The organism is Wolbachia endosymbiont of Drosophila nikananu (genome assembly GCF_028981865.1).
GTDB classification, from domain to species: Bacteria; Pseudomonadota; Alphaproteobacteria; order Rickettsiales; family Anaplasmataceae; genus Wolbachia; species Wolbachia pipientis_B.
This window is the reverse complement of the sequence record NZ_JAPQLL010000068.1, coordinates 9,185-34,460: the sequence shown is the minus strand read 5'-3', so window position 1 is coordinate 34,460 and position 25,276 is coordinate 9,185. Positions and strand designations below refer to the sequence as shown.

Sequence of the window (25,276 nt, the reverse complement as noted above, 5' to 3'; positions counted from 1 at the left end):
AACAAGGAAAAATCTTGTTAAACCTGAAAGAAACTATTTTATCCAGTGCTATAACAATTTTTAAATATAATTTATTAAGAAGTATTTTTGCAGTTATAACCGGACGCTCAATGGTGCTAGAGTGCCCGTTTGGGAGCATGGTTTTGGAGGAACGGTTAAACCACTGATGGAGTCTATTACGACTACCTCGATTAGAAGATTGTATAATCTAACCGTCCCAAGCTTAAATACTTCTTCATTATAAGTTATAGGAGGTCAATTACAATGACAAAAAGTAAATTAGAGGTAATGAATCCTGATGCAGCAGGGATAGATGTTGGTTCGGCTGTACATTATGTATGTATACCCGAGAGAAGAGATGAGCAACGTGTTCAAAAATTTGGCTGCTTCACTGAAGACCTTCATAATTTAGCAAGGTGGTTAAAAAAGTGTAAAGTTACAACCGTAGCGATGGAATCAACTGGTGTATATTGGATTCCTTTGTTTCAAATACTGGAATCTTACGGTTTTGAAGTTAAGTTGGTAAATGCGCGACATGTAAAAAATGTACCTGGGAGAAAGTCAGATGTTCAGGACTGTCAGTGGTTACAACAACTACATAGTTATGGATTACTCCAAGGGTCATTTAGGCCAGATAGCCAGATATGTGTATTGCGTAGTTACGTGCGACAACGTAAGAACCTCACTGAAAGTGCATCTACACATGTTCTGCGTATGCAGAAGGCATTAATTCAAATGAATATACAACTGCATAGAGTTATAAGAGATATAACAGGAGTAACTGGTATGAAAATTATCAAGGCTATAATTAAAGGCGAAAGAGATTCTGGGAAATTGGCTCAATTCAGGGATGCACGAATAAAAAATGATCAGTCTACTATAGCAAAAGCGTTAGCTGGCGATTATAGAGAGGAACATGTATTCACGCTAAAGCAAGAATTTGAACTATATAATATTTATCAAGAAAAAATAGCAGAATGTGATAGAAATATTGAGGTCTATTACAAAACGTTTGAAACAAAATCTAACGAAAGTAAACAGTTGAGTAAGGAAAAGAATAAGCACAGAAAAAGTAAGCCTGACTTTGCTTTGCACGAGGAACTGCACCGAATAACTGGTATGGATTTTACTAAAGTTCCAGGGCTTGATATACTAAGTATACAGACTATAATTTCAGAAACTGGTATAAACCATAATAAATGGTCAACAGAAAAACACTTTTCATCGTGGTTAGGACTCAGCCCTGCCAATAAAATTACAGGAGAAAAAGTGTTTAGCACAAGAACGCGTAAAGTCATTAATCGTGCTGCGAATGCATTTCGAATGGCTGCTAATTCTGTAGGAAATAGTAAAAGTTCATTGGGTGCATACTACAGGAGATTAAAAAAACGATTAGGAGCACCAAAAGCAATAACAGCTACTGCAAGAAAAATAGCATGCATATTTTATAGTATGCTCAAATACGGACAAGAATATGTAGAAAAAGGAATGGAATACTATGAAACACGATATAAGGAGAGAGCTGTAAAAAATTTGATCAAAAAGGCACGAGAATTTGGCTATACTTTAGTGCAACAAGAGGAGCTAGTTAAGGAAGTTTCTTAGAAGGATTTTTCTAAAAGTAGATTTTTTAACCCTTTTATCTTATTATTGTAATCCTTTGTTATCTCATCTAACTCAGAAGATTGATTCTCAATTAAACCATTTGTTTTATCTAACTCTTTAAATCTCTTCATTAATTCTTGAGATAAGTTTTTATTTTTCTGATTAATTTCTTTAAATCTACATTGTAACTCATCTAATTCTACATAAAGTTCTTTTTGTCTTTTATATAATTCTTCTTTTTTATTAGATAATATATGTTTTTCTTTATATAGTTCGTTTATTTTCTCATTTAACTTCTCTTTTTTTTTAGATAATTTTTCTATTTCCTTATGCAATTCTTCATTTTTTAATTCTGCATGTTTATTATTATCTATTTTCCTTCTCAATTCCGTTATGCGTTTTTCTTTTTCAGCTAGATTACCTTCTTTTTCTTGTAAATGTTCACACAAACGCGTGATTTCATAAAGTAATTCTTCTTCTCGCTTACCAAGCTCATCTTTTTCCTTCGTTATCTTTTTCAATTCGTCTGTTATTTCAAATATGTGATTCGCTTTGGCTTTTAATCTTTTCTCTAAAGATTCTTTTTCTTTAAGAAGAGATTCTCTCTCAACTTCTGACTCATTTACTTTCTGATCCAATTTTTTTGCTCTCTTGTCTAAATTTTGCTTTTCTTGAGTTAGTTCATGTTTTAATTTTTCCACTTCTTTGTTTGCAGCTTCTTTTTCCAGAGTTATTTTATTTTCCAACTCTTGCTCTTTCTGAACGAATTTATTTCTCTCAACCTCCATTTTTTTATTGTTACTAATTATTTTATATGAAAGTGCAAGCACCAAAACAGATAATGCAGCTAAAGCAAGAATTAGAGAAAGAGGCACATTAGAAGTTATAGTAAGCGCTAAAGATGTAAGTAACGTAAGAGTAGCTAAGGAACTAGCTACAAAATAAAACGTGTTAGCTTTGTTAAACAAATTGCTCATTACTCCCCTCCCCCCCACGTTCAGCAGTCTTGTATATATTTATTAAAATTCTCTTATCTGTGGAGGGATTATAGTGCTGCACCTACAACAAACTTCCCATTTTCAGTCTGCTAGCTAAAAATGGCTAAGGTCTTATGTATCGAGTGTATAACTGTACTCAAAATGTGCATTAGCTATTGGTCGAGGTAAAGCATCCACTGGAATATCCAGAATCACATGAAGCGTCATTCAGCTCTGTATATGGCGGTCTTATTGGAATGGATATATAAGGTGGTTTTGGTTTCGAGAATTGTTCATTAGCAGACGTATTTTCACCTGTTCCTTCAAATTCTGATAAATGTTCACTGCTTATATCTGAAGAAATGGAATGACTAGGCTTGTCTTCCTGCCCAATTACTGCTTGCAGACGTTTAACTTTTCTTTCCAAATCAGAATTACGTCTTCTTAATTTACTGCATTCGTCATCAAAATCTTTTTCGCTACTTTTCAACTTACTGTTATTATCGCACAATTTTTCATTTTCTTTTCTTTCTTGATCCAAAAATTTATTTAACTCTCCGATCTTATTAAGATCTTTAGTTTCTTTCTCTTCTAATTCCTTGCATAGTTTTTCTTTTTGTTCTAAATCTACAGCTAGCTGGATCATTTCTTGCGCTTTTTCACTTAACTTTTCTTTCAATCGTCTTTCTCTTTCTACTACATCCCTTAATTCAGTTTGTAAACAAGAAGTTTCGCCTTTTTCTTTTCTTAACTGTACATTTAATTGCCTTATTCTTTTTATTTTCTCTTGTAACACCAGTTCCAATTGTCCTGCTTTTTCTTCTAACGCAGTGTGTTGAGAGTCCAGAGAACAAACCCCATACAAGTCATCGTATTCATATGCTAAGTTGCTTAGTTTGTCCTTAGTCTTACACAATTCGCCCTGTAAATTACCTTTTTCTCGTCCTTTAGTCTTGTATTTTCATCGCGTAACTCTTGGTGTTCACGGAAAAGAATTTCCTCCCTATGCTTTAACTGACCTTTTACTTTCGCTTTTAATTCTACAACTTCTTTTTCTAAACCCTGCTTTTCTCGAGTTAATTTATTTAATTGATTATTTAATCCTTCCGTGTGCTTAGATGTAGCGTCTACAATTGTAATTCTTTCATAGCATAACCCTCTTATCTTATTCTCTAATTCCCTAATTTTACTATCTCTACCACTTAACCCTTTTTTAGTATTATCTAACTGTTGTTTTACGCTTTCTAACCCTTGCTCTTTTTCAGCAAATTTATTTCTCTCAACCTCTATTTTCTTAATCATCTTGCATGAAAGTGCGAGTATCAAAGTAGATAGTATAGATAAACTCAAGTCAACAGGAAGAGCTACATTAAAGACTACAATTGGAGATAAGAATGCAACATAAGGAGCAACAGCAAGTGTCCCAGACGCAAGCAATGTAAGAGCGGCAAAAGTACTAGCTATAAGATATGGTGCATTGGTTTTACTATACAAATCCCTTACCCTCACAACTAATAACGATTATAATAGCATGGATATCAAAGGAAGTAAAGCTATAAAATCAGTATAAGTCTATATTCACTATGTATTTCCCGTCTTCAGTTTCAAGCTCAGACTGCATCCACTCTATCATTTCCACATTGCAAACTGCTTGTAGGTCATTCTGCGCGGATTGATTCAATTTGTCCTCCCGTAGATCTGCTTTTATCACTAATTTCTTTATCAAATGCTTAACTGATACATTGTTATCTGCTTTTATCTTTCTGATAATGTTTAATATTTGCACGCAATTGTCTCCCATTTCCTCTGAATATTTATCGTAGATAAGCTCTTCTTTGCTCGGCCAATTACTTTGATTGTGTACAGAATTATAACTATACAACTGGTGGTATATCTCTTCTGTAATGTAAGGCAAAAAAGGTGCAAATAACCGCAAAATGGTATTTAGCACATATGCTAAACTTTGTTTCGCACTTGAATCATTTCCGTACGCACGTTTCTTTACTAGTTCCAAATAATTATCACAAAAATCCTTCCAGAAAAACTCCTCTACTGCCTCCCAAGCTTCACAGTATTCAAACTGTAATAGGTTATTTGTTGCTCTTTCTATAACTTTGTATAACTTAGACAATATCCACTTATCCATTGTCTCGTGAGCAGAATTTATGCTCATTACTTGATGCTTTTCCATGAACATGGAAACAAACTTGCTAGCGTTCCAAAGTTTTGTAACTAGGCGCTTGCCAATTTTGAATATATTTTCAGAGTAGACTGTATCAACTCCCAGCCTTGAGTTCGCTGCCCAATAGCGTACTACATCAGCTCCATAAGTTTCAAGTATTACATGAGGAGTGATGATGTTACCTTTTGATTTACTCATCTTTTTCTTATCATCGGCTAAACACCAACCGCTGATCATAATGTTTTTCCAAGGTAAAGAATCTGCATGATAATGTGCTTTCAAAACCGTATAAAAAGCCCAAGTTCTTATTATCTCATGGCTCTGGCTGCGCAGATCTGCAGGAAATATTGTATTATAGCGATGATTTGGTAAGCTAAACTCATTGTTTACTGCCAGTGCACTTAGTTGAGGAGTAATTGAACTTGTAGCCCAGGTATCCATTACATCTTGATCTGGGATAACCTCTTCTTTGCTATACCCTTTTGGCAAATCTTTGAGTGGATCAATAGGTAGAGCCTTTATCTCAGCTAGAATAATTTTACCTTCTTCTCCCTTACGTTTGGAATACCATGCTGGAAATGGCACACCAAAATAGCGCTGTCTTGAGATGCACCAGTCCCAATTTAGCCCTTCTATCCACATTTCCATGCGTTTACGCATATTGCTTGGATGCCAATTGCATTCTTTTACTTTATCTAATATTTGAGCTTTTTGCTCTAATGTCTTGATAAACCATTGATAAGTAGGCAATATTTCAAGTGGTGCACCAGATCTTTCTGCACACTTGACAGAATGAGAAATGTTAGTGCTTTCTATTAGTAACTCCTTCTCAGCTAGGATTTCGATCATCCTCTTTCTTGCTGCTGTAACCCTTAGTCCATTTATTTCATTTAGTATATCGTCTGTCATCCGAGTAGCTGACACTGGGATCCATTCTTCTTTTTTCTGACCATACGCTGACATGATATCTTCCTCTGTCATCGCTGGCATTGGCTCTTTTTCCTGGATTCCAGTGTCAAGCACTGGAATGACATCATAAAGGCTTATTCTCCCATTCTGATCGATGATAATTTTCATCGGTAGATTATGCTTTTGCTGCCAATATATGTCGAGCTCATCACCGAATGTACAGCACATAACAAGCCCAGTGCCTTTATCTATTTTAACCTTATCATCAGCTATTATTGGAACTTTTATCTCTGTGATCGGCACCACGGCTGTTTTGCCAATCAGATGGGTGTAGCGCGCATCCTCTGGATGACAAAAAACTGCAACGCATGCGGGAAGTAACTCAGGTCGCGTAGTTGCAATATTGATCTGCTCATTTTCTTCAGTAGAGAAAACTATCGTGTTTAAGGATGACTCAAAAACTTTATCTTCTATTTCTGCTTGCGCAATTGCAGTTTTATCAACAGGATCCCAAAGGATGGGCTGCATTTTTCTATATGCATATCCCTTATTATATAGATCGATGAATGACATTTGTGAAAGCGTCACAGTTTCCTTGCTGATCGTGTGATATTCCAAACTCCAGTCATAACTAATGCCGACTGATTTAAATAGTTCCTTGAATTCTTGCTTTGATTTCTCAATAACTTCATGGCACATCTCTATAAATTTTTCTCTGCCAACTTCTTTTGCACGTGTTTTATAGGTTTGTTCAACCAATCTTTCAGTGGGAAGCCCGTTATCATCAAACCCAATCGGATAGAAAACATCTTTTCCCAGCATGCGCTGAAACCTTGCAATAAAGTCTGTATGGCAATAGCTGAATATATGGCCGATATGCAATTTACCCGATATTGTTGGTGGAGGTGTGTCTATAGTGAAAGTGTTATCCTTTTCACCATTCCATTTATAAACTTTACTGCCTTCCCATAATATGTTGTATTTGTCTTCAATTTCTTTAAAGCCGTATTTTTCTTTCAACATAAATATTTCTCAATTTTAAACTTCAAGCTAGCAACGTCATACCGCCGCGGTATCTCTTAGCCGCTAACAAGCAGCGGGATGACGATTGTCGGTAAACCTAAATTACTTTAGCTATAGCACAATTAAGCAAATACGGCTACGCCAAAATTTTACAAAAATAACACACTATGGAAAATATTATTCGACAGTAAGTTTTAAAGGCATCATACTATCTAAATATTACTTATATTGAGGTTTGTTATGTTAGCAGAAGCAAAGGTTGTCAAAGATGAAATAGAACTTTTTGTAAAGGGAAATAAAAAGATTATTTTAAAAGCCTACAGAATTTTTTGTGTGGGCTTCAATATTAAGAGTAGTAACAACGACACCAAAGAACTATTTGTTTCTGGTTCTTATAAAGAAGAAGGTAGATACATTATAGAGTCAGTTGTAGCCGAAGGAATATCTTTTACTTCTTTTGAAGAAATGAAAGAACAGCTTGGTATTAATGAGCAATCTAGTATAGGAACCATATGTGAGTATTTCGTAGAAGAATTTACTGATCTGCCTAAGGTGTCCAAGAAAGAAGCTGAGAAGAAAAATGGAAAGTTACAAGCTAAATTGAATACACCAAAGAAGAAAAGACGAAACTCAGAAATTAAAATAAAAACACTAAATGCTCAAATTGAAGAACAGAAGCAGCAAGTTGATGATTCATTTTAGTTAAAGTAGAAGAATTAGAAGCTTCAAATAAGAAAGCTGAGGACGAAAAAACAAAATTACAAACTGAATTCAATGCAGTTGAGCAGGAAAAACAAAACTTAGAAAATGAAATAAAACAAAAAGTAGATCAGTTTAATCGGCTAAAGGCAGACTTAAAAGATAAAAATTCCGAAGTAGAAAAATTAAATAAAGACTTGGCAGCTAAAAACACTAAAGCTACAAAGTTACGGACAGATTTGGCAAAATTGAAAACTAAAACAAAAGAATTAGAAAATGCAAAGAAAGAAGTTGAGAAGGATAAAGCAGAACTAGAAGCTAAAAACAAAACAACTGAGCAACCAAAACAAAGCAATGGAGCGAAGTACACCGCCACTGTTGGTATGGGTCTTGCTGCTGGACTGATAGCATTTACTGCACTTGAACGTACAGTGAGGTTAGAGATGTTAGTAATGATTGGTATAGCAGTAGCATCTGTACTCGTAGCTGGTGGTATTACATATGCAGCATTACCTAGTACTCAAGTGGATGAAACACAAGCAAAAAATGTTGCTGGAGGAAAAGCGAAATAAATCACATCATACCGTGGCGGTATGATGTGGGAGCTATAACTTAAGAAATACGGCAATTTTAATGTATTTTGTTGACACATTAAACTTATTGTATTACAATTTTTAATATTGGGGAAAAACAATGAAAGGTTTTAGAAAGCTACTTAATCAGATTAGGCTTACATGGATTAGCTTAATATCTAAAATAAAAAGCTTCTTTTCAAGTACATCGTTAGAGAACGATCATATAGAAGAAACAGTAGAGAGAAATAAAAATGAAATTAATTTAGAAGATGAACAGGAAGTATGGTATGACGCTTTAACAGAGCTAGATGAAGAGGAATACTTTGATGCTGTTGAGAACTTGAATGATAGCGAGAGAAAAGAGTGCAAGTACTATAGCTTACAAGATAGCTTGCAGGAAAAAACCGAATTTGATCATACTCTTACACTTGCCTTTGAAATCGAAAGACCACATGACCTCAGTAAATTTAAGTTATGTGAACTTAAGCAAAATGGTGATAAATATACATTCATTCTGGAAGATAACGGAAAAAATCGCATAGAATTACATTCTAAATACCTTAATATGTATTTTCCTAAGTACTTTGAGAAACATAGTAAAAAAGGGATGTATACTGAACTTTTTTCTGAAAAAGAAAATGGAATTAGTAATGATATTATAATCCCACTTCAAGTTCCAAAAGAGGTATCCATACTTACTGAAAAGTTAGGTTATATAAATCCTAGAAAGTTCATACAATCCGAAATACCAGATTTTCCGATGGATGTGTACCTCAGAGATTGCAAAGACCATGTAAAATTTTACCTCAATTCAAACAATACTATATCCCTTTCTATGACATCAATGAAAGCAAAATCAGCAGCTAAGTTATCAGGCACTCCAACAGAAACAAATTGGCTGGTAAAGGATGTTCTAGTGAGAAAAGAGTTTGCTAACACTGTTTATGAGCAACCTGAAGTTACTGAGCCTTTTGAAGTAGTAGATGTGGAGAATTTAAGCCAAAAACCTGTTAAAACCTTCTAGGCATTCACTTCCAATACTTTTTTACCAATCACCGCGGAAGTTTCTGCAATTATCACATACCATAATAAAAAAAGTCAACTCTATAGCTAACCCAAGAAAGGTTTCCTTACGTCATACCGCCGCGGTGCTAACTAGTAGCGGAATGACGGTTTTTCAAATTGTCGTAAGTCAGTTTAGCTATATATGTTTAGGTTGTAAAATCCCAAAAAGCAGCCAGAATAGAATAAGCAAACATTTACGAATTGAATTTAGTGCAAACAAGGGTGTTGATATCAACCATACTCTGCAGAATCGCAATATGGTATGACTACATGCTCTTTATTGATTTGATTAACATAATCAGCAGAGAGTTTTGTTTTGCAAAAGATGTCTACAGTAACATACTGCAATTATTTGGAATTGTAGGGCTAGGCGCAATTGTAAGGCCACTTGGTGCATTCATATTTGGTCACGTTGGTGACAGGTATGGAAGAAGGACGGCATTAACAATTACTATCTTGCTAATATCGATACCATCAAGTCTTATTGCATTTATTCCAAGTCACAATCAAGTAGCTACTATATTGCTTCTTGCAATCCATATAACACAAGGAATTGCACTTGGTGGTGAACAAGGAAGTTCTGTTTATCTTATAGAGCATTTATCCAGTAGAAAAGAAAACTTAGGGATGTATTTTGGAATAATGGGTTTTGGCCGCTCCATTGGTATCTTGCTTTCTGCGGTGATAGTAATTATCTGCAAAAAAACTACTGATTTTTGTACCTGGGGTTGGAGATTGCCATTTATTTTCTCAGCTATTTTAGGATTAATTAGCGCGTATAGCATATACACATTGGGAGAAACTCCAGCATATGAAAAAAATCGAAAACAAAGAAATTTACCTGATTTGCCAATAATAGAGCTTATAAAGCGCCATAAGAGAGCTCTTATACTTGCTATTTTAATATCTGTACCTGTTAATGTTGCTGTTGGATTTACCATATTTCTTCGAACACTCGCAAAGGAAATAGCATCAGTGGATGTGTATGTAACAACATATATCAACGAAATTGTGCTCATTATAACCAGTATATTAATGCCGATATCTTCAATAGCGTTCGGAATGTTGGCTGATAAAGTTGGAAAAGAGCGCACTGCAATCTTATTTATAGTAATTACAATGGTACTGTGTTGTCCTACTTTATCTATTGCATATTACTACAAAAATTACCTTATAATTATGCTTAGTGTAATGGCTCTTTCTATAATAGAAAGAGGTATAGTTCCCATAGGAATAGTTGCATCTGAACTCTTTCCCACCAATGTTAGATTTAGTGGTGTGAGCTTATCACGCAACATCTCTTATGCGTTACATGGAGGATTTACTCCTATGGTTTGTATTTGGTTGACTGTAACATTTCCTCAAACAAACCTTGCTGCTGGGCTTTATATAGTCTTCTGCTTGTTGATCAGTGTGGTAGCAATATTGCAAATAAAACCGCAAGATAAAAAATGTGATTGGTCTTAGTTTTCTCTTATGTGATTTGATAGTGATCTCCACCGGGAAAGGGTTTCATCCGAGTAGCTGACACCCTGACAACCGTCATACCGCAGCGGGATCTAGAGATACCGCGGCGGTATGACATAGGACTGCTGTCATTCCAGTCTGGAATCCAGAGAAAAGGATGATGTCATCCCAGTGTCCCTGTAATGTCATTCCAGTGCTTGACACTGGAATCCAGCCTTTATTATGCAGCCACTTGGTTAAAATTAAGTCTTCTGGATCCCAGTGTCTGGGCACTGGGATGACAAAGGAGGGCAGTGTCAGCTACTCGGATGACACCCTGCTGGTGGACAATGTTTGTATAGTTGTGCGTCACGCGCTGGAATGACGAATTACTTAACCGCCATACCGTCACGGTATCTCCTAGCATAGATCCCGCTGCGGGATGACGATTTTGTATCGGAAAACAAGTAGCATGACGATTTATCAAATGTTCCTTAGTTTCTCAAAAAAATCCTTTAACAAAAAAGAGCATTCTGTTTCTAATATCCCACCATAAACTTCAGGTATATGGCTGCAAAATTGAAATATCTTAGCACCATTTTCAATTCCTCCACCTTTTGGATTATAAGCTCCAAAGTACAATCGTTTAATCCTGGCAAAGGAAATGGCTTGAGCACACATCGGACATGGTTCTAATGTTACGTATATGTCAGAATCATAAAGTGTTGAAGTTGAGAGCAACTCACATGCCTGCTTGATCGCTAACATCTCTGCATGTGCAGTTGGATCATTGGATATATTGTGTGCAGAAGAAACAACATTACTTCCACTAACTATTACAGCACCTATGGGAACCTCATCATTTTTCTGAGCAAGTTTAGCTTGCTCTATGGCAAGCTCCATACATTGATACTTGAACACTTTCCTTTGCTAATCTTCTTTTTTAAATTTTATTAACTGCTGCCTTAATAAATGATACAAAAAGAGGATGAGGAGAAAACGGCTTTGATTGAAATTCTGGATGAAACTGCACACCAATAAACCACGGATGACTCTCTAACTCCACTGCCTCTACACATGTTCCATCTTCTGATATGCCACTGCATAGCAGCCCATTTTTTTCCAAATCATCTTTATAATCTGAATTGATTATGTATCTATGCCTGTGTCTTTCTGAAATAGTGGTGTTACTATATGCATCCATCATTTTAGAGCTTGCATTTATATTACATTTGTATGCTCCAAGTCTCATGGTTCCACCAAGATCGTCATCTTGATCGCCAGCTAATTTAACGATTGGATGTTTACAGTTATGAAATTCTTCAGAGTGTGCATCTTCAAGCTTAACAACATTACGAGTAAACTCAATAATTGCAAGCTGCATACCAAGGCAAATTCCGAAAAATGGGATATTATTTGTACGGGCATAATTTATTGCTAATATTTTACCCTCTACTCCGTCATCACCAAACCCCCCTGGGACAAGAATTGCATGAGAATTCTGTAACTTCTCCCCTATAAGCTTTTCATTTATAGGTTTTTCTTTCTTCTCTCTTGAGTTAACCCAATTTATCCTTACTTTGACTTTATTACTAATCGCACCATGATTTAATGCTTCAACCAGTGATTTATACGCATCAGGGAATTCGGTGTATTTTCCCACTATAGACACAGTAACTTCCTGTGTTGGGTGCCTTATGGAATGCACTATTTGATCCCATTCAATCAAGCTTGGTTTTGACTCACTTAAATGAAAGTGCTCCAAAATTTGCGTGTCAAGCCCACATTGGCTATACAACACCGGCAACTCATATATATGACTCACATCAGGAGCAGGTATCACATTGGACAAAGAAACATTACAAAGCTTAGCTATTTTCTCTCTCTGATTATCGAAAATTTCTTTCTCACTGCGGCATAATATAATATTTGGTTGTAACCCCGCGGAATTTAACTCTCGAACTGAATGCTGAGTTGGTTTTGTCTTTAATTCTTGCGCTGCGGTAAGATATGGTATTAAAGTTAAGTGAATAAGGATAACTCTTTGTTTTCCTAATGTGTAGTTAACTTGGCGTATAGCCTCCAAAAATGGTTGGCTTTCAATATCACCTACAGTTCCGCCTATTTCACATATTACAAAATCCAAACCTTCCGTACCATTAAAAATGAACGATTTGATTAAATCTGTCACATGAGGAATGATTTGCACAGTTTTGCCCAGATAATCACCACACCTCTCTTTCTTCAACAACTCATGATATATCTTACCAGTTGTTATATTGTCATCTTTTGTTGCTTTAATTCCAGTAAAACGCTCATAATGCCCAAGATCCAAATCAGTTTCAGCACCATCCTCGGTAACAAATACCTCTCCGTGCTGAGTTGGGTTCATTGTCCCAGGATCAATGTTGAGATACGGGTCAAGTTTTCTGATACGGATCTTAAAACCATAAGCTTGAAGAAGCGCACCAACGCTTGAAGCAACTAAGCCTTTACCAAGCGACGATACAACTCCACCTGTGACAAAGATAAATTTAGCTTCCTTCATTAATTTTCAAATGGAACAGAAGTAGGTTCACTTTCTTGCTTTTTTTCTAATATAATTTTCTCTGCAATCGATTTTTTATGTACGTCTTTTGAATATAATCCTGACAATAGCAATGTGTTTATAATAAACAATCCAGCAACAATAGCCGTTATTCTACTGAGCGGGTTTTCAGAAGATTTCACTGGAATCATCGAATTGACTCCCTGTTGTACATTACTAAAACCACTTAACGAACTACTCCCAGGCGGCTGCAAGAGCACTAAAATTACTAACACAACAACCAATATTATTTGAAATATACTTAATACCGCTACTGACATTATAGATAGGGCTGAAAATAAAAATCTTAGCAGTACAAAGCACGTAAGTCAAGAACATCTGTCACCCAAGTAGCTTGAAATCTAAGTATGTATTTACTTCCTACCTTATTTTGATTAACATATGCATAAGACTTTGGGCTTAATATGTATCACATTTTAAAATACAAAGATTATGAACCAAAAATAGACGAAAGTGCTTTCATCGCAGGTGGTTCGCATATCATAGGCAAGGTTGAAATAGGAAGAAATGCGAGCATCTGGTTTAATTGTGTGGTCAGAGGGGACGTTGGATCAATAAAAATAGGTAATGAAACAAATATTCAAGATGGAACGGTAATTCATGTGGATAGAAACCCAGGTGGTGACACAATTATTGGCAGCATGGTAACAGTGGGACATTTTTGTATGTTGCACGCATGCACGGTGCATGATAAAGCGTTTATTGGTATGGGCTCTACCGTGATGGACCATGCAGTTGTGGAGTCTGAAGCTATGGTGGCTGCTGGCTCACTAGTGACACATGGAAAAGTAATAAAAAGTGGGGAAATATGGGCTGGTAGGCCAGCAAAATTCTTCAAAAAAATGTCAAATGAAGAAATTAAACATATTACACAATCAGCACAAAATTATATTATGCTAATGAAAGAATATAAAAATTAAAGTTCGCGTGAGGCTAATTTATACTACCAACCCTATTGAGGAACTGCATAGACAGATTAGAAAATTCACTAAAACTAAGTACTAGCTTGTACAAACAGGTATATTGTGCTATAAAAAAGGCAGAGCAAAATTGGCCTATCCTAATTGGGCCTTAACTATATCTCAACTTGATATTTTCTTTCCTGGTAGATTGAAAATTTAGTTGAGTTAAAAATGCGGTTTGACACACTTTTTTGAATATTCCCCTTTTATATTCTTGATACTGTTCAGAAGCACGGCTAATGCGCAAATATTGAGCAAAAGTGGTGTTATGAAAGTAGCTGACGCTGGAATCTAGCCTTTATTATTTGGTTGAAATTAAGTCTTCTGGATCCCAGTGTCACGCACTGGGATGACAGGAGAAGGAGGCTACTTTCATGACACCATTCTTTTTTCTGGATCCAAGTAGTCAGGGCATTGGGATGACACCATTTGTTGTAAACTCACTTTTGCTCTATGATTATCTTTTTAGATCACCTTGTCTACCTTATTCTTTCACTCCGCTGAACGGATACCCTTATTGCCTGTTTTTACAATTTTGAATTGATTCCTTAGGTTATGCAAGAGGTCTATTGAGCAAATCCAATAATATCCTTGATTTCTTTTACATTATGGGTTGCAATTTCTGCTGCTTTCTTTGTACCTTTTTTTAATATTTCATGTAAATGGAATTGGTCTTTGAAAAGATCATTCATTCTCTCACGTATGGGTGATATAACACTGATAATTAAATCAGCTAACTCTTTTTTGAAGTGCTTCATGTCATGTTTGTTCACTTCTTCACATACTTCTTCCACATTTACATTACTAAGCACTGAATAAATGTTTATCAAATTGCTTATTTCTGGTCGGCACTCTAAAGTAGCAAAGCCTAGAATTGAATCTGTTTTTGCTTTTTCTATTTTTTTAACAATTAAGTCATCTGTATCATCAAGGTTAATGCACGAATGTTCTGAAGGGTCAGATTTACTCATCTTGCTTGTACCATCTCTTAAGCTCATTATTCTTGATGTGCAATCCAAAGTTAAGATTTCAGGTACGATGAAATAATCCAGTTTATAATGATTGTTAAAAGCTGATGCAATATCACGTGCAAGCTCCAAATGCTGTTTTTGATCATCACCAACAGGAACGTATTTAGTTTGATACAATAATATATCTGCAGCCATAAGTACTGGATAACTATATAATCCAAGAGAGGCTTTTTGTTTATCGCCGCCAGCTTTATCTTTAAATTGAGTCATGCGACTGAGCCAACCAATTGGTGTATAGCACCCAAGCAGCCAGCCCAGTTCTGCATGACCACTAACTGTGGACTGATTAAAAATAATGGACTTTTCTGGATCTATTCCACATGCAATATAAGCTGCTGCTGTTTTGAAAATATTACTTTTTAATTCACTTGCGGGAAGCTTATTTGCTGTGATTGCATGTAGGTCGACAATACAAAAAAGAGATTTGTATTTATCCTGTAAGTCTACCCACTGTTTGATTGCACCAAGATAATTACCTAAATGTAGTACGCCACTTGGCTGGATACCTGAAAAGACAATACTTGTCATTATACATTTACCTCATGCTAATCGCTTCCACAATCAGCAGATTTCTTAGAAAGAATAACCATTGCAGGACGGAGCAACCTATTTTTGATAGTATAACCAGTTTGTAGTACTTCTACAATGGTGCCAGGCTCTTTTTCATTGTCTTCTCTTTCCACAACAGCTTGGTGTAAATTACTATCAAAAAGCTCACCAAGTGGATCTACTTCCTCTATTCCATGTTTTTTTAGATCATTTATAATTTTTTGATAAGCTACTTTAATCCCCTCATGAACAGGATCACCATCTTTCAAGTTTTCCATTACTTTTTTTAAATTGTCGCACGAGTCGATCATATCACGTGCAAATTTTGTGACTGCATAGTCACTTGCATCGTTAATTTGCTTTTGCATTATACGTTTGACGTTTTCATTATCTGCAACAGCACGGCGTAAATGATCTTCAAGCTGAGCTGCACGTTCTTTTAATGTATTGAGATCTTCATTTAAATCATCAGTTTGCTTATGGTTATCACTTTGTTGGTCGTCACCTTTCTGCCTACTTACCATATCAGCAAACTTCTTCTTTTTCTCTTTACTGCTATCTGACATATTATTACCCTTAAGAATCTAATAAATATATAGCAATTAATTCGAAAATATCAAGCGCCAGCTACATTCGTCTTTCTATGCTCGCATTTAAAAAGTCAATTAAAGTAGTTTTATAAAAAGAATCAGAAAAAGTACTAATATCATTTTGTGCCATATTAATGTAGTGTCTAGCTTTTTCCATAGAAAGCTGAATGGCATTATGGTGATTAATATAGTGTAATGCTTGGTCAAAATTGTGTCTAGCTGAAGAAAAGCATTTTTCCCAGAATTTTTGCTCTGCTGGACTGCCCTTTTCGTATGCTATAATAGCAGGTAAGGTGACTTTACCTTCGAAAAAGTCCTTTCCGACTTGTTTTCCAGAAGTGCCTTGATTAGCAGTATAATCGAGCATATCATCAACTATTTGAAATGCCATACCAAAATTAAAACCAAAATTCTTTAGCCTCTCTGTTTCGTCATTTGTTGCACCAGATACTGTAGATGCAGCTTCACAGCATGCAGAAAATAAAGATGCTGTCTTTTCTCCAATGATATCAAAATAATTTTCCCTGACTGTGTGGGGGTCAAAACGTGTTGTCATCTGCTTTATTTCACCCTTCACAAGTAAATGCGATGCTTTAGATAAAATAGAGAGAATATTTAAATTTCCACACTCTATAAGCCATCTAAATGCTAGAGTCAACAATAGATCACCAATTAAAATGCTTGATTTATTCCCCCAAATCTTATTCGCTGTTTTGACTCCATGACGTGCCTCACTTTCATCGAGCACATCATCATGAAGTAAAGTAGCATTGTGTATAAACTCTACCGATGCAGCAACATTGATCCTATCCTCCCCAGAATAGTTTAGCATTTTACATATAATAAAAAATAGTTTAGGCCTTATTTTTTTTCCACCTGAACTAACAAGATGAGATATAATATCAGTAGCAAGCTTAGCACCTTCATCATTGACATTTTTGAAGATAAAGTCCTTCATAGCTGATAAATCAGAAGATACGACATCGTCTAATTTACCATTATTTGTTAAATCAGTATTTAGCATTTTAAAGAGACTTATGCTCCTTGTCCCTGTGCTTTCTCGTTCTCTACTTTCTTCTTTTCTGTTTTCTTTGGTTCTGTTTCTAAAGTTACTATGCCTTTTTTAATGAACCATAGTACTCTTTCAGTTGCTTGCGCGCCTACGCTTAGCCAATGTTTTAATCTATCAGCCTTCACCACAACACGATTTTTATTGTCTTTTGGTAACATTGGATCATATTGTCCTATTTTCTCAATAAAACGCCCATCTCTTGGTGCTCGTGAATCAGCTACAACTATCCTATAAAAAGGACGTTTCTTTGCGCCAAACCTTGCCAACCTTATTTTAACTGCCATGTTAACCTTTATTCATATATTAGCCACAATTTTATACAATGAGCCGTTTTAAGTCAAATGAATTATACAACTTTTACACCTTATAATATAATTACCAATAATGTAGGGTGTGCCAGGCGCATAACTGCACGAACATTCATTTTTGAAGACAACAAATGGTGTCATGCAAGTAGCTGACACTGGAATCCAGCCTTTTTTTAATCATTAAAACGTTGTATTTTAACATAAAACGGCTACTTTTATGCTTACCAACTTAATAAAATTTCTGGATCCCAGTGTCTGGGCACTGGGATGACATCCTTTCTAGTGAAGATTGCTCTCAAATCGCAATGTTCGTACAGTTGTGTGTCTGGGCACTGGATGCGTTTGAAGCAACTTATAAGATTTTTGATTATATATCATCAAGTATAGCGTGATTAACTTCGACTTTATACTTTGATTCCAGATAGCTAATTAATTGCTCTTTTAGCGATATCATCACACGTTTTCCATTGTCAAGCGTGTTTAATTTACCATTTGATGAATACATTTCTTTTAGAACACCTATTATAATTTCATTATTGTATTGAATAGGGTCTGTCACTGAACCAGTTGTTTTCATATTGAAAATCTCTTCTACAAAAGAAAAGGGGTAGTTTTGTTCATTGCGGTGCATCTGCTGACCTTTAACTAATTCCACACCTTGAATTTCTTCCAAATCTGTTTTTTCTCCTAGTTGAACTGCAACCTCTTGCCCAATTTTAAACATTCTTTCTTTTATAAACTCACTACGCCAAAGCTCTACCGCTAGTGCCCTACCTTCTTCAAAACTTTGCAATTTGGGTGGAACGATATCAATGATTTTTATACTAACAACAGCGTCCCCAACGCCCTTGAAATAACCTTTCTGATCCTTTTCTCGCGAAAAAATGAAAGAAATCAAATCACTAGAATCTCCTACGTTATTACCGCTTTGATCTTTTCCACTCGCATCTACTGGACCAATAGTTTGTATAGGTAAATTATATTCACTCAATATTTCTTCAATTGCTGAACCATTGTATATCTTATAGTTCACTTGGTTTATGAAATCATTGACTCTTTCAAAAGACTTTTGGTTAGTTAGAACTGACTTTATGTCTTTTTTTAAATCAACTAAGTCTTCATCAGAGATTTGATGCGCACTTTCCACTTTTATTATGTGCCAACCAAAACTGCTTGCTAAAACTTCACTTACTTCACCTACTTTAAGAGCAAACACCTTTTCTCTCACGTCTTCTGGTAAAAAATCCTTAGTTATATTATTTACTCTAGTTTCCTCAAGTTTTGCTTTGCCGAACTCTCCTACTATCTGTTCAAAGCTTGTTTTACCCTCCTCAAATGCTCTTCTTGCTGTCTCAGCTTCTTTTTTGGTAGAAAATATCACATTGAATACATCTCTTTGATCTTTAAGTTCCTGTTGTTCTATTATACCATCAACTTCTTCGTCTAAGATCTTGATTTGATCTTCAAAATACTTTTGGCCTAGGGAAATATATTGCGCAGTTCGATACTCAGGATAATAAAAATGGGATTTATTTCTTTCGTACAAATCAAGTAAGGCTTGATCATCTGGTTCAGGAATGTTTGTAACTGCATCTTCAGTTATTTTAACAATATCAACCACTCTAGTTTGGTAGCGACTTTTGTATATCTGCTCATCAACTCTCTCGCCAAAAGTTACCGGATAATTATCTTTAAATAACGAAGTCATGAACATCATTGCAGGCAGAACTTTCTCTAGCTTTGCTATATACTCTTTCTCTGTCATATGCAGGTCATTTAGCGTTTCATGGAATTTACTTTTGTCAAATTCGCCTTTATCATTTTGAAAGTATTTGGTATTTTTAATATGGTTTTTTATAGACTCTTCTCCAACTGTCAACCCAAGCTCACTAATTAGGTTAAACAATAGTTTTTGCTCTATAAGTGCGTTAAGCAAATCATATTTCAGCTTTTTTACTTGTTCTCTACTCGCATCAGATCCAGAAATTCGCCTTTCATAATTTTGATATAGTGATTTATACTCATCTGACGTTATAACTTCTTTTCCAACCCTAACTACCTCTTCTTTTTCATCATCACCTGATAAAAGGTTGCCAATTCCCATGAAGACTAACAAGCAAGCTAAAAGGACAACGGTTACTTTAGTGAAAAAATTTTTAACATTCATTTTAAACTCAGTTAATTAATGGTTAATTATAGAATAGTGATAATTTAATTCTTGTAAACCTGTTGCTTTATTAGCTAATATATATAATATTACAATATATTAACTTAAAATTTAACTCTTTTCTTAAATAGAAACATATGTTTGACTGAGTTATACTATACCTTAAGAAGGGAAAATATTTTTTTGAATCGTTTGAAATATGCTTAAACGTAAGCGCATCTAATTAACTTAAGAGGTGGAAAGTGACAAACAAAAAGTCATTGAATGACAAAATTAATGCTTTTTTAGTTTTAATAGCTTATATTTTAGCTCTGTATAACAGTAAGGGATACTTTAAATGGGAGATGCTTTTTTGATGTCAATGGAACCTTCTAAGGGTAATAACGATAGAAATAAACAGTTTCTAATGCAAATAGCTGCTTGGTTAGTAGACAACACTGGTTTAACTTTTAATCAAATAGCACAATGCTGTAGGTTGGCCCTTGAAGAAGTACAAGACATAGCTGATGAGGAAATAGAAGTTGAAAAATATAACCCTATTATTTCTGGGGTAATTACTGAAAAAGAAATCGATGATTGCAAAAAAAATTCAAACCGTGTACCAAATTTGATTATAAAAAATATAAAAAAAAGGAGTAAAGCGATTGGTAGCATTCTTGGCTTTACCTCTACGGCAAGGCGTAGAGATAAACCTGATGCGATTTATTATTTAGTAAAAAAATTTCCTATCTTAGACAATAACGTTATAGCTAAATTAATTAGTACAACAAATTACACAGTTGAGCAGGTAAGAGATGGATCTCATCATAACATGCAAAATATAAAACCCCAAGATCCTGTACTACTTGGCTTATGTAGTCAAGAAAATTTAGAAGCAGAAGTGGAAAAAGCAAAAGTAGAAGAAGAGAAGCAAGAAAGGTTAAAAAATATAAAGAATAGCTATTGAAAATCCTTAAATTTTTGTGCTTTGTTAACATTAAATTAACTTGACTTGCTAGTATTTATTAGTATAATATAAGTAAAGTACGGGGTTTAATGATAATTAAGCTTAATACGCACTAAAACTAGTTCAGCCTAATTTATTATCTTATAGTCACATTTTAGGTTAGTAAGCATCAATTAAAATTTTTGGAGGATTATGACAACAATCAATGAAGATGTTTTGGCAAAAGGAAAGGTTACAGCTCAACCTGAAAAAAGTGAGCAAATTCACAATAACGATACAGTAAAACAGATGGTCAATGAAGGTACTGAGAAAAACAGAAAAACATTAGATCTGAGCGAATTAAAAGAGAAAACAGCAGAAGAATTGTTAGAGTTAGCTGAAGAAAGAAAAATTTCAACTAACGGTAAAAGCAATGGTAGAATGCTAAAGCAGGAAATGATATTCAGTTTAATGAAGAAAATGAGCGAAGAAGGAGGCATAACCACAGGGAGTGGAATAGTGGAAATATTGCCTGATGGTTTCGGTTTCTTACGCTCAGCAAGTGCAAATTATGCTCCAAGTACCGATGATGTTTATATTTCTAACGGGCAAATAAAGAAGTTTAATTTACGTACAGGAGATATGGCATGTGGAGAAATAAGGCCACCTGGTGATAAAGAAAGATATTTTACTTTAACTAAGGTTCAAAGTATAAACTCTACTGAAGTCAGTGAATTAAGAAAGTACGTCCATTTTGATAATTTGCTTCCTCTTTATCCTGAGGAAAGCATAGTACTTGAGTGTAATAGTGGTGATGATAAAAAAGGTTTAAGCATGCGTGCTATAGATATAGTAGCTCCTCTTGGAAAAGGGCAAAGAGCGTTAGTAGTTGCTCCACCTCGCACAGGAAAAACTGTATTGCTTCAGCAAATGGCTAACTCTATAGCTATAAATCACCCTGAAATAGAATTAATAGTGTTACTTATAGATGAAAGGCCTGAAGAAGTAACAGATATGATACGTTCTGTAAAAGGTGAGGTAGTAAGTTCTACGTTTGATGAGCCTGCTTACCGTCACGTACAGCTTGCTGAAATAGTAATAGAGAAAGCTAAAAGAATGGTTGAGCATAAAAAAGATGTGGTAATTCTACTTGACAATATTACTAGACTTGCACGTGCTTATAATGCTGTTATTCCTTCATCTGGAAAAGTTCTAACTGGCGGTGTAGATTCAAACGCACTGCAGAGACCAAAACGCTTTTTTGGAGCAGCTCGTAATATTGAGAATGGGGGTTCTTTAACTATAATCGCCACAGCTCTTATAGAGACTGGCTCAAAAATGGATGAAGTTATTTTTGAAGAGTTTAAAGGTACAGGAAATGCTGAGATCATACTTGATAGAAAACTTTCTGATAAACGTATATTTCCAGCTATTGATATTACAAAATCCGGAACAAGGAAGGAAGAGCTATTAGTTGATAAGGCGGCTATACTAAATAAAATATGGGTGTTGCGTAGAATACTCAATCCTATGGGACCTGTTGAAGCAATGGAATTTTTACGTGACAAACTACTTTTAACAAAGAACAATGCTGACTTTTTTAACTCCATGAATCACTAAAAGTAAGCCAGTTATGATGGATATGCTGAGTAAAAAGTAAAACGCTCTTATAGCTAAAATAATTGTATCCGTTCAGGCAATGGCGAACTTAGGGAGCGTTAAATAAACTATACGCGTCAAGTTAAGAAGCAAAGGTAAGAAAATTCAATGAACTTAACTCTAGTCTTTCTATATCTGTCTTTCACAGAAAATTGTGACCAATTTGTGGCAAGTTTTTTCAGGAAAATTCTCAAATTATTAATTTTGCTGCTTAACGCTAAAAACAAGTAACCGTTCACGGATTGTGAGAATGAATAAAGAACTAAGCAGTCGTAACTTTTGGAAGGGATTTTGGCCATTGAGACGTGATGTCAAAAATATCGACAACATTCTTTCCACAAATCTTTCTCCACGTTCCTACCAGGTGAAAAAGCTGTTTTTACGATAGCCATCTAATTTGCCGTTCTGCAAGGTTGTTGATTGACTTCAGGCTTTCGTAAAAACTTCCACACCATATCCTCGGCCTTAACATCTTAATGGCCATTCTCAAACCATTCTCGTCATTTCATGAAAAAACCCTTCTTTCGCATTAGTTGTGTAGCATCTTTTAATATTAACAAGGCCTATAATAGTGTAGCACTGTCTTACGTATTGCCAATCCAAATTCTACTTGCTGTAAAATAACACAATCTGCTACATCGCTGCTAATCTCAATCCCTCTATTTATTGGCCCTGGGTGCATAACAATCGCATCTGGTTTTGCGTATGATAGCTTTTGTGAATCAAGTCCATACAAATGAAAATATTCTTTCTCTGAAGAACTATTATTCATGCGCTCTTTCTGTAGCCTCAAAAGTATAATTACGTCAGCATCCTTTATACCCTCAATTAATGAATAATGGACTGAATCTACTTCAGGAAAATGCTTACAAATCAAAGTTGGTGGTGCGACCAAGCTTATTTTTGCTCCAAACATTTTTAGCAATCTTATATTTGATCTTGCAACTCTACTGTGCAGAATATCTCCACATATCACAACTTTGAGATCCTTTATTTGCTTTTTATGACTGCTAATTACAAGATAATCTGCAAGAGCTTGAGTTGGGTGTTCGCTGCTTCCATCGCCTGCATTGATCAGCGAGCAGTTAACATGCTTTACTAGTGTATTAATGATACCACTACTTTTATGCCTGATTATCATATAGTCAGGATTCATTGCATTTAATGTTTTGATCATGTCTTTTAGATCTTCTCCCTTGTTAATAGAAGAAGATCTTATTGGCAAAGTTACAACATTTGCTCCAAGGCTTTTTGCTGCTATTTCAAAAGACACAAGTGTACGCGTTGAATCTTCAAAGAATAAATTTATTACTGTCTTATTTTCCAAGATATGACTATTTGCAGCTTCTTTTTTAAGGTACTGGTTAGCCAACTTAGTTATATTTTCTACATCATCGACTGTAAGGTCTGAGATGTTTAACAAATTCCTTCTCTTGTGCATAGCTTCCTTTTTAACTACTTGAACCTATTCTACTTTCTTATTATTGTTTTTCAATAGACCTCTTGTGCAGCAATTGTTTTGTTGAAAGAACAGAAAAAGATAGTAAAGTCAAAATTAAGTTAGAAGGAAGAAAAAGCTCAGCAAGTTAAGAGTAAGGTACATTAGCATAAATCTTTCACCCCAGTGTTTAGTGGCACTGGGGATTACTTCCACTTACACTCGTCCGCTATCATAACAGCCTCAAGGAGGTGTTTTTCAAGTTCACTTAGAGGCAAATCACTTTGTAAATAATTCCCCCAAGACTTTAGTATATCGGAAGTTTCAACGCCTTCAATAATAGGGTATTCTTGGTTTTTTTTAGCGTATAGCTCTTGAGCCTGTTTGCTTACTAAAAATTCCAGCAAAGCTATAGCATTTTCTCTGTTTTTTGTGTTTTTTGCTACTGCTGCGCCGCTAACGTTCACCATTACGCCATGATCGTTACGATTAGGAAAAAAAACCCCTAGCTTGTCTATAACATTCTTTTTATTTTCTGATGAAAGAATTCTTGCAAAGTAATAACTATTTACTATTGCAACATCTCCTTCACCAGCAGCTACAGCATAAATTTGGTCAGTATCACCACCACTTGGTTTTCTTGCCATATTACTCACAATTCCACTTACCCATTCTTTCGTCTTTTCAAAACCATTATTTGCAATCATAAAAGCAATCAATGCCCGGTTATATGGACTTGTAGAAGAACGTACTAATACTTTTCCTTTCCATTTTTCATTTGCTAAATCTTCATAAGTACTTAAGTTTTTAGGATTTACTGACTCTTTATTATAAACCAATATTCTGGTTCTTTTTGTAAGGCCAAACCAATAATCTTCACTATCTCTAAATCTTGCAGGTATAACGCTTTTTAAAATCTCTGAATCCACTTGAGATAAAAGCCCTCTTTTTTTTGCCAAAATCAGGTTCACTGCATCTGCAGTTAAAAGTAAGTCAGCTTCACCGCCATTTTCCATGCGTGAAAGTAGCTGAGAATAATCATCAATGATGTAACGTACTTTAATGTCTGTATTTTTTGTAAATTCATCAAATAAAGTACGTACTAATTCTTCTTTGCGCGATGAATAGACATTCACTACTTGTGCATTGTCAGTTCCGCTGTTTTTATACAAAAAAGTAATGACTATTAATACAACTGCTATTAAGGATGTGAATATAAAGGCTTTTTTCATATTGGATAAAAAACAACTTCTTTCAGTTAAAGGTACTCAAATAGCGCAATCTTAGCAAGTATAAAATTCGTTAGATAAGTCAAAAAACTTCCTTGACAAACTCCGCCAGCTCCCTTATCATGGTGCTGAAGGTATTCAGTTATCTTCATCTGTGCAGATTAAACAGCAAGAAAACAACGTAGTTGGCGTCTTATTTTTAATTTTTTGCACTATGTGCACCTTATGTCTTCACAACATTTCTGGGTTTTTACCTA

At 35.1% G+C, this 25,276-nt stretch carries 21 protein-coding genes and 4 pseudogenes; 9 read left to right on the top strand and 16 right to left on the bottom strand.

The genetic code is table 11. From position 1 onward, the window contains the following. Window positions 1-258 precede the first annotated feature (258 nt). On the top strand, window positions 259-1,605 hold the full coding sequence (locus tag OZD67_RS05065) for an IS110 family RNA-guided transposase (RefSeq protein WP_182184072.1): 1,347 nt from the start codon (window positions 259-261) through the stop codon (window positions 1,603-1,605). On the opposite strand, the gene OZD67_RS05060 is transcribed toward OZD67_RS05065, so the two are convergent. The 4 genes from OZD67_RS05060 to OZD67_RS05045 form a co-directional block, all read right to left on the bottom strand. Next, on the bottom strand, window positions 1,602-2,582 hold the full coding sequence (locus OZD67_RS05060) for a coiled-coil domain-containing protein (protein WP_274999746.1): 981 nt from the start codon (window positions 2,580-2,582) through the stop codon (window positions 1,602-1,604). The genes OZD67_RS05065 and OZD67_RS05060 overlap by 4 nt on opposite strands. Before the next feature lie 169 nt (window positions 2,583-2,751). Then, window positions 2,752-3,498 carry a hypothetical protein gene (locus tag OZD67_RS05055; RefSeq protein ID WP_182183004.1) on the bottom strand — a complete coding sequence of 249 codons (747 nt, stop codon included), beginning with the start codon at window positions 3,496-3,498 and terminating at the stop codon, window positions 2,752-2,754. After that, entirely contained in the window at window positions 3,474-4,076 is a 603-nt protein-coding gene (locus OZD67_RS05050) for a hypothetical protein (protein WP_182183006.1), read from the bottom strand. Before OZD67_RS05050 ends, OZD67_RS05055 begins: the two co-directional genes overlap by 25 nt. A gap of 67 nt (window positions 4,077-4,143) precedes the next feature. Further along, complete coding sequence (locus OZD67_RS05045; RefSeq protein ID WP_182183008.1) at window positions 4,144-6,696, bottom strand: valine--tRNA ligase; 2,553 nt, start codon at window positions 6,694-6,696, stop codon at window positions 4,144-4,146. A gap of 240 nt (window positions 6,697-6,936) precedes the next feature. Here OZD67_RS05045 and OZD67_RS05040 point away from each other — a divergent pair, with 240 nt between their 5' ends. From OZD67_RS05040 to OZD67_RS05025, 4 genes are all read left to right on the top strand, one after another. Continuing rightward, on the top strand, window positions 6,937-7,398 hold the full coding sequence (locus OZD67_RS05040; RefSeq protein ID WP_182183009.1) for a hypothetical protein: 462 nt from the start codon (window positions 6,937-6,939) through the stop codon (window positions 7,396-7,398). Window positions 7,399-7,592: 194 nt separating this feature from the next. Further along, window positions 7,593-7,967 carry a hypothetical protein gene (locus OZD67_RS05035; RefSeq protein ID WP_274999744.1) on the top strand — a complete coding sequence of 125 codons (375 nt, stop codon included), beginning with the start codon at window positions 7,593-7,595 and terminating at the stop codon, window positions 7,965-7,967. Window positions 7,968-8,088: 121 nt separating this feature from the next. Further along, the gene (locus tag OZD67_RS05030; protein WP_259346613.1) at window positions 8,089-8,994 is read left to right on the top strand and encodes a hypothetical protein; all 906 of its coding nucleotides are present in this window, start codon (window positions 8,089-8,091) and stop codon (window positions 8,992-8,994) included. 251 nt (window positions 8,995-9,245) lie between these two features. Next, the gene (locus tag OZD67_RS05025; RefSeq protein WP_375138155.1) at window positions 9,246-10,502 is read left to right on the top strand and encodes an MFS transporter; all 1,257 of its coding nucleotides are present in this window, start codon (window positions 9,246-9,248) and stop codon (window positions 10,500-10,502) included. Window positions 10,503-10,685: 183 nt separating this feature from the next. Here the strand turns inward: OZD67_RS05025 and OZD67_RS06635 are convergent. From OZD67_RS06635 to secG, 4 genes and pseudogenes are all read right to left on the bottom strand, one after another. Further along, window positions 10,686-10,796 (bottom strand): annotated as a pseudogene (locus OZD67_RS06635) (WPE palindromic element domain-containing protein); the annotation flags it as partial. 168 nt (window positions 10,797-10,964) lie between these two features. After that, window positions 10,965-11,384 carry a nucleoside deaminase gene (locus OZD67_RS05015; RefSeq protein WP_182183014.1) on the bottom strand — a complete coding sequence of 140 codons (420 nt, stop codon included), beginning with the start codon at window positions 11,382-11,384 and terminating at the stop codon, window positions 10,965-10,967. A gap of 40 nt (window positions 11,385-11,424) precedes the next feature. Then, window positions 11,425-13,029, bottom strand: a complete 1,605-nt coding sequence (locus OZD67_RS05010) for a CTP synthase (protein ID WP_182183016.1) — start codon at window positions 13,027-13,029, stop codon at window positions 11,425-11,427. Further along, window positions 13,029-13,349 carry a preprotein translocase subunit SecG gene (gene secG / locus OZD67_RS05005; protein WP_096616055.1) on the bottom strand — a complete coding sequence of 107 codons (321 nt, stop codon included), beginning with the start codon at window positions 13,347-13,349 and terminating at the stop codon, window positions 13,029-13,031. The genes OZD67_RS05010 and secG overlap by 1 nt, the downstream gene beginning before the upstream one ends. 144 nt (window positions 13,350-13,493) lie before the next feature. On the opposite strand from secG, the gene OZD67_RS05000 reads away from it, so the two are divergent. Both OZD67_RS05000 and OZD67_RS04995 read left to right on the top strand, forming a co-directional pair. Continuing rightward, window positions 13,494-14,009, top strand: a complete 516-nt coding sequence (locus OZD67_RS05000; protein ID WP_182183018.1) for a gamma carbonic anhydrase family protein — start codon at window positions 13,494-13,496, stop codon at window positions 14,007-14,009. A gap of 10 nt (window positions 14,010-14,019) precedes the next feature. Beyond that, window positions 14,020-14,211 (top strand): annotated as a pseudogene (locus OZD67_RS04995) (IS256 family transposase); the annotation flags it as partial. Between the two features lie 406 nt (window positions 14,212-14,617). On the opposite strand, the gene trpS reads toward OZD67_RS04995, so the two are convergent. The 5 genes and pseudogenes from trpS to OZD67_RS04970 form a co-directional block, all read right to left on the bottom strand. Then, window positions 14,618-15,610 carry a tryptophan--tRNA ligase gene (gene trpS / locus OZD67_RS04990; RefSeq protein ID WP_182183019.1) on the bottom strand — a complete coding sequence of 331 codons (993 nt, stop codon included), beginning with the start codon at window positions 15,608-15,610 and terminating at the stop codon, window positions 14,618-14,620. 17 nt (window positions 15,611-15,627) lie between these two features. Next, on the bottom strand, window positions 15,628-16,197 hold the full coding sequence (locus OZD67_RS04985) for a nucleotide exchange factor GrpE (RefSeq protein ID WP_182183021.1): 570 nt from the start codon (window positions 16,195-16,197) through the stop codon (window positions 15,628-15,630). A gap of 61 nt (window positions 16,198-16,258) precedes the next feature. Continuing rightward, window positions 16,259-17,245 (bottom strand): polyprenyl synthetase family protein, encoded by a 987-nt coding sequence (locus OZD67_RS04980; RefSeq protein ID WP_182183023.1) that lies wholly within the window; start codon window positions 17,243-17,245, stop codon window positions 16,259-16,261. An 11-nt stretch (window positions 17,246-17,256) separates the two neighbouring features. After that, window positions 17,257-17,577, bottom strand: coding sequence for a 30S ribosomal protein S16 (gene rpsP, locus OZD67_RS04975; RefSeq protein ID WP_182183025.1), 321 nt, complete (start codon window positions 17,575-17,577; stop codon window positions 17,257-17,259). A 391-nt stretch (window positions 17,578-17,968) separates the two neighbouring features. Next, a pseudogene (locus tag OZD67_RS04970) lies at window positions 17,969-19,771 on the bottom strand (peptidylprolyl isomerase); the annotation flags it as partial. Window positions 19,772-20,105: 334 nt separating this feature from the next. On the opposite strand from OZD67_RS04970, the gene OZD67_RS04965 reads away from it, so the two are divergent. Both OZD67_RS04965 and rho read left to right on the top strand, forming a co-directional pair. Then, window positions 20,106-20,714, top strand: coding sequence for a cell cycle transcriptional regulator TrcR (locus tag OZD67_RS04965; protein ID WP_182183028.1), 609 nt, complete (start codon window positions 20,106-20,108; stop codon window positions 20,712-20,714). Between the two features lie 192 nt (window positions 20,715-20,906). Beyond that, entirely contained in the window at window positions 20,907-22,313 is a 1,407-nt protein-coding gene (rho, locus tag OZD67_RS04960; protein WP_182183030.1) for a transcription termination factor Rho, read from the top strand. Window positions 22,314-22,429: 116 nt separating this feature from the next. On the opposite strand, the pseudogene OZD67_RS04955 reads toward rho, so the two are convergent. From OZD67_RS04955 to OZD67_RS04945, 3 genes and pseudogenes are all read right to left on the bottom strand, one after another. Beyond that, a pseudogene (locus OZD67_RS04955) lies at window positions 22,430-22,579 on the bottom strand (IS4 family transposase); the annotation flags it as partial. A 326-nt stretch (window positions 22,580-22,905) separates the two neighbouring features. After that, window positions 22,906-23,793 (bottom strand): aspartate carbamoyltransferase catalytic subunit, encoded by an 888-nt coding sequence (locus OZD67_RS04950; RefSeq protein WP_182183031.1) that lies wholly within the window; start codon window positions 23,791-23,793, stop codon window positions 22,906-22,908. Window positions 23,794-23,996: 203 nt separating this feature from the next. After that, window positions 23,997-25,022: an extracellular solute-binding protein gene (locus OZD67_RS04945; RefSeq protein ID WP_182183033.1), complete on the bottom strand. Its 1,026-nt coding sequence runs from the start codon at window positions 25,020-25,022 to the stop codon at window positions 23,997-23,999. Between the last annotated feature and the right edge of the window lie 254 nt (window positions 25,023-25,276).

Excerpts from the sequence above, each read along its gene's own strand:
- OZD67_RS05060 (WP_274999746.1), bottom strand. The coding sequence starts at position 2,582 with ATGAGCAATTTGTTTAACAAAGCTAACACGTTTTATTTTGTAGCTAGT.
- OZD67_RS05045 (WP_182183008.1), bottom strand. The coding sequence starts at position 6,696 with ATGTTGAAAGAAAAATACGGCTTTAAAGAAATTGAAGACAAATACAAC.
- OZD67_RS05040 (WP_182183009.1), top strand. The coding sequence starts at position 6,937 with ATGTTAGCAGAAGCAAAGGTTGTCAAAGATGAAATAGAACTTTTTGTA.
- OZD67_RS05030 (WP_259346613.1), top strand. The coding sequence starts at position 8,089 with ATGAAAGGTTTTAGAAAGCTACTTAATCAGATTAGGCTTACATGGATT.
- OZD67_RS05015 (WP_182183014.1), bottom strand. The coding sequence starts at position 11,384 with ATGGAGCTTGCCATAGAGCAAGCTAAACTTGCTCAGAAAAATGATGAG.
- OZD67_RS05010 (WP_182183016.1), bottom strand. The coding sequence starts at position 13,029 with ATGAAGGAAGCTAAATTTATCTTTGTCACAGGTGGAGTTGTATCGTCG.
- secG (WP_096616055.1), bottom strand. The coding sequence starts at position 13,349 with ATGTCAGTAGCGGTATTAAGTATATTTCAAATAATATTGGTTGTTGTG.
- OZD67_RS05000 (WP_182183018.1), top strand. The coding sequence starts at position 13,494 with ATGTATCACATTTTAAAATACAAAGATTATGAACCAAAAATAGACGAA.
- trpS (WP_182183019.1), bottom strand. The coding sequence starts at position 15,610 with ATGACAAGTATTGTCTTTTCAGGTATCCAGCCAAGTGGCGTACTACAT.
- OZD67_RS04985 (WP_182183021.1), bottom strand. The coding sequence starts at position 16,197 with ATGTCAGATAGCAGTAAAGAGAAAAAGAAGAAGTTTGCTGATATGGTA.
- OZD67_RS04980 (WP_182183023.1), bottom strand. The coding sequence starts at position 17,245 with ATGCTAAATACTGATTTAACAAATAATGGTAAATTAGACGATGTCGTA.
- rpsP (WP_182183025.1), bottom strand. The coding sequence starts at position 17,577 with ATGGCAGTTAAAATAAGGTTGGCAAGGTTTGGCGCAAAGAAACGTCCT.
- OZD67_RS04965 (WP_182183028.1), top strand. The coding sequence starts at position 20,106 with ATGGGAGATGCTTTTTTGATGTCAATGGAACCTTCTAAGGGTAATAAC.
- rho (WP_182183030.1), top strand. The coding sequence starts at position 20,907 with ATGACAACAATCAATGAAGATGTTTTGGCAAAAGGAAAGGTTACAGCT.
- OZD67_RS04950 (WP_182183031.1), bottom strand. The coding sequence starts at position 23,793 with ATGCACAAGAGAAGGAATTTGTTAAACATCTCAGACCTTACAGTCGAT.
- OZD67_RS04945 (WP_182183033.1), bottom strand. The coding sequence starts at position 25,022 with ATGAAAAAAGCCTTTATATTCACATCCTTAATAGCAGTTGTATTAATA.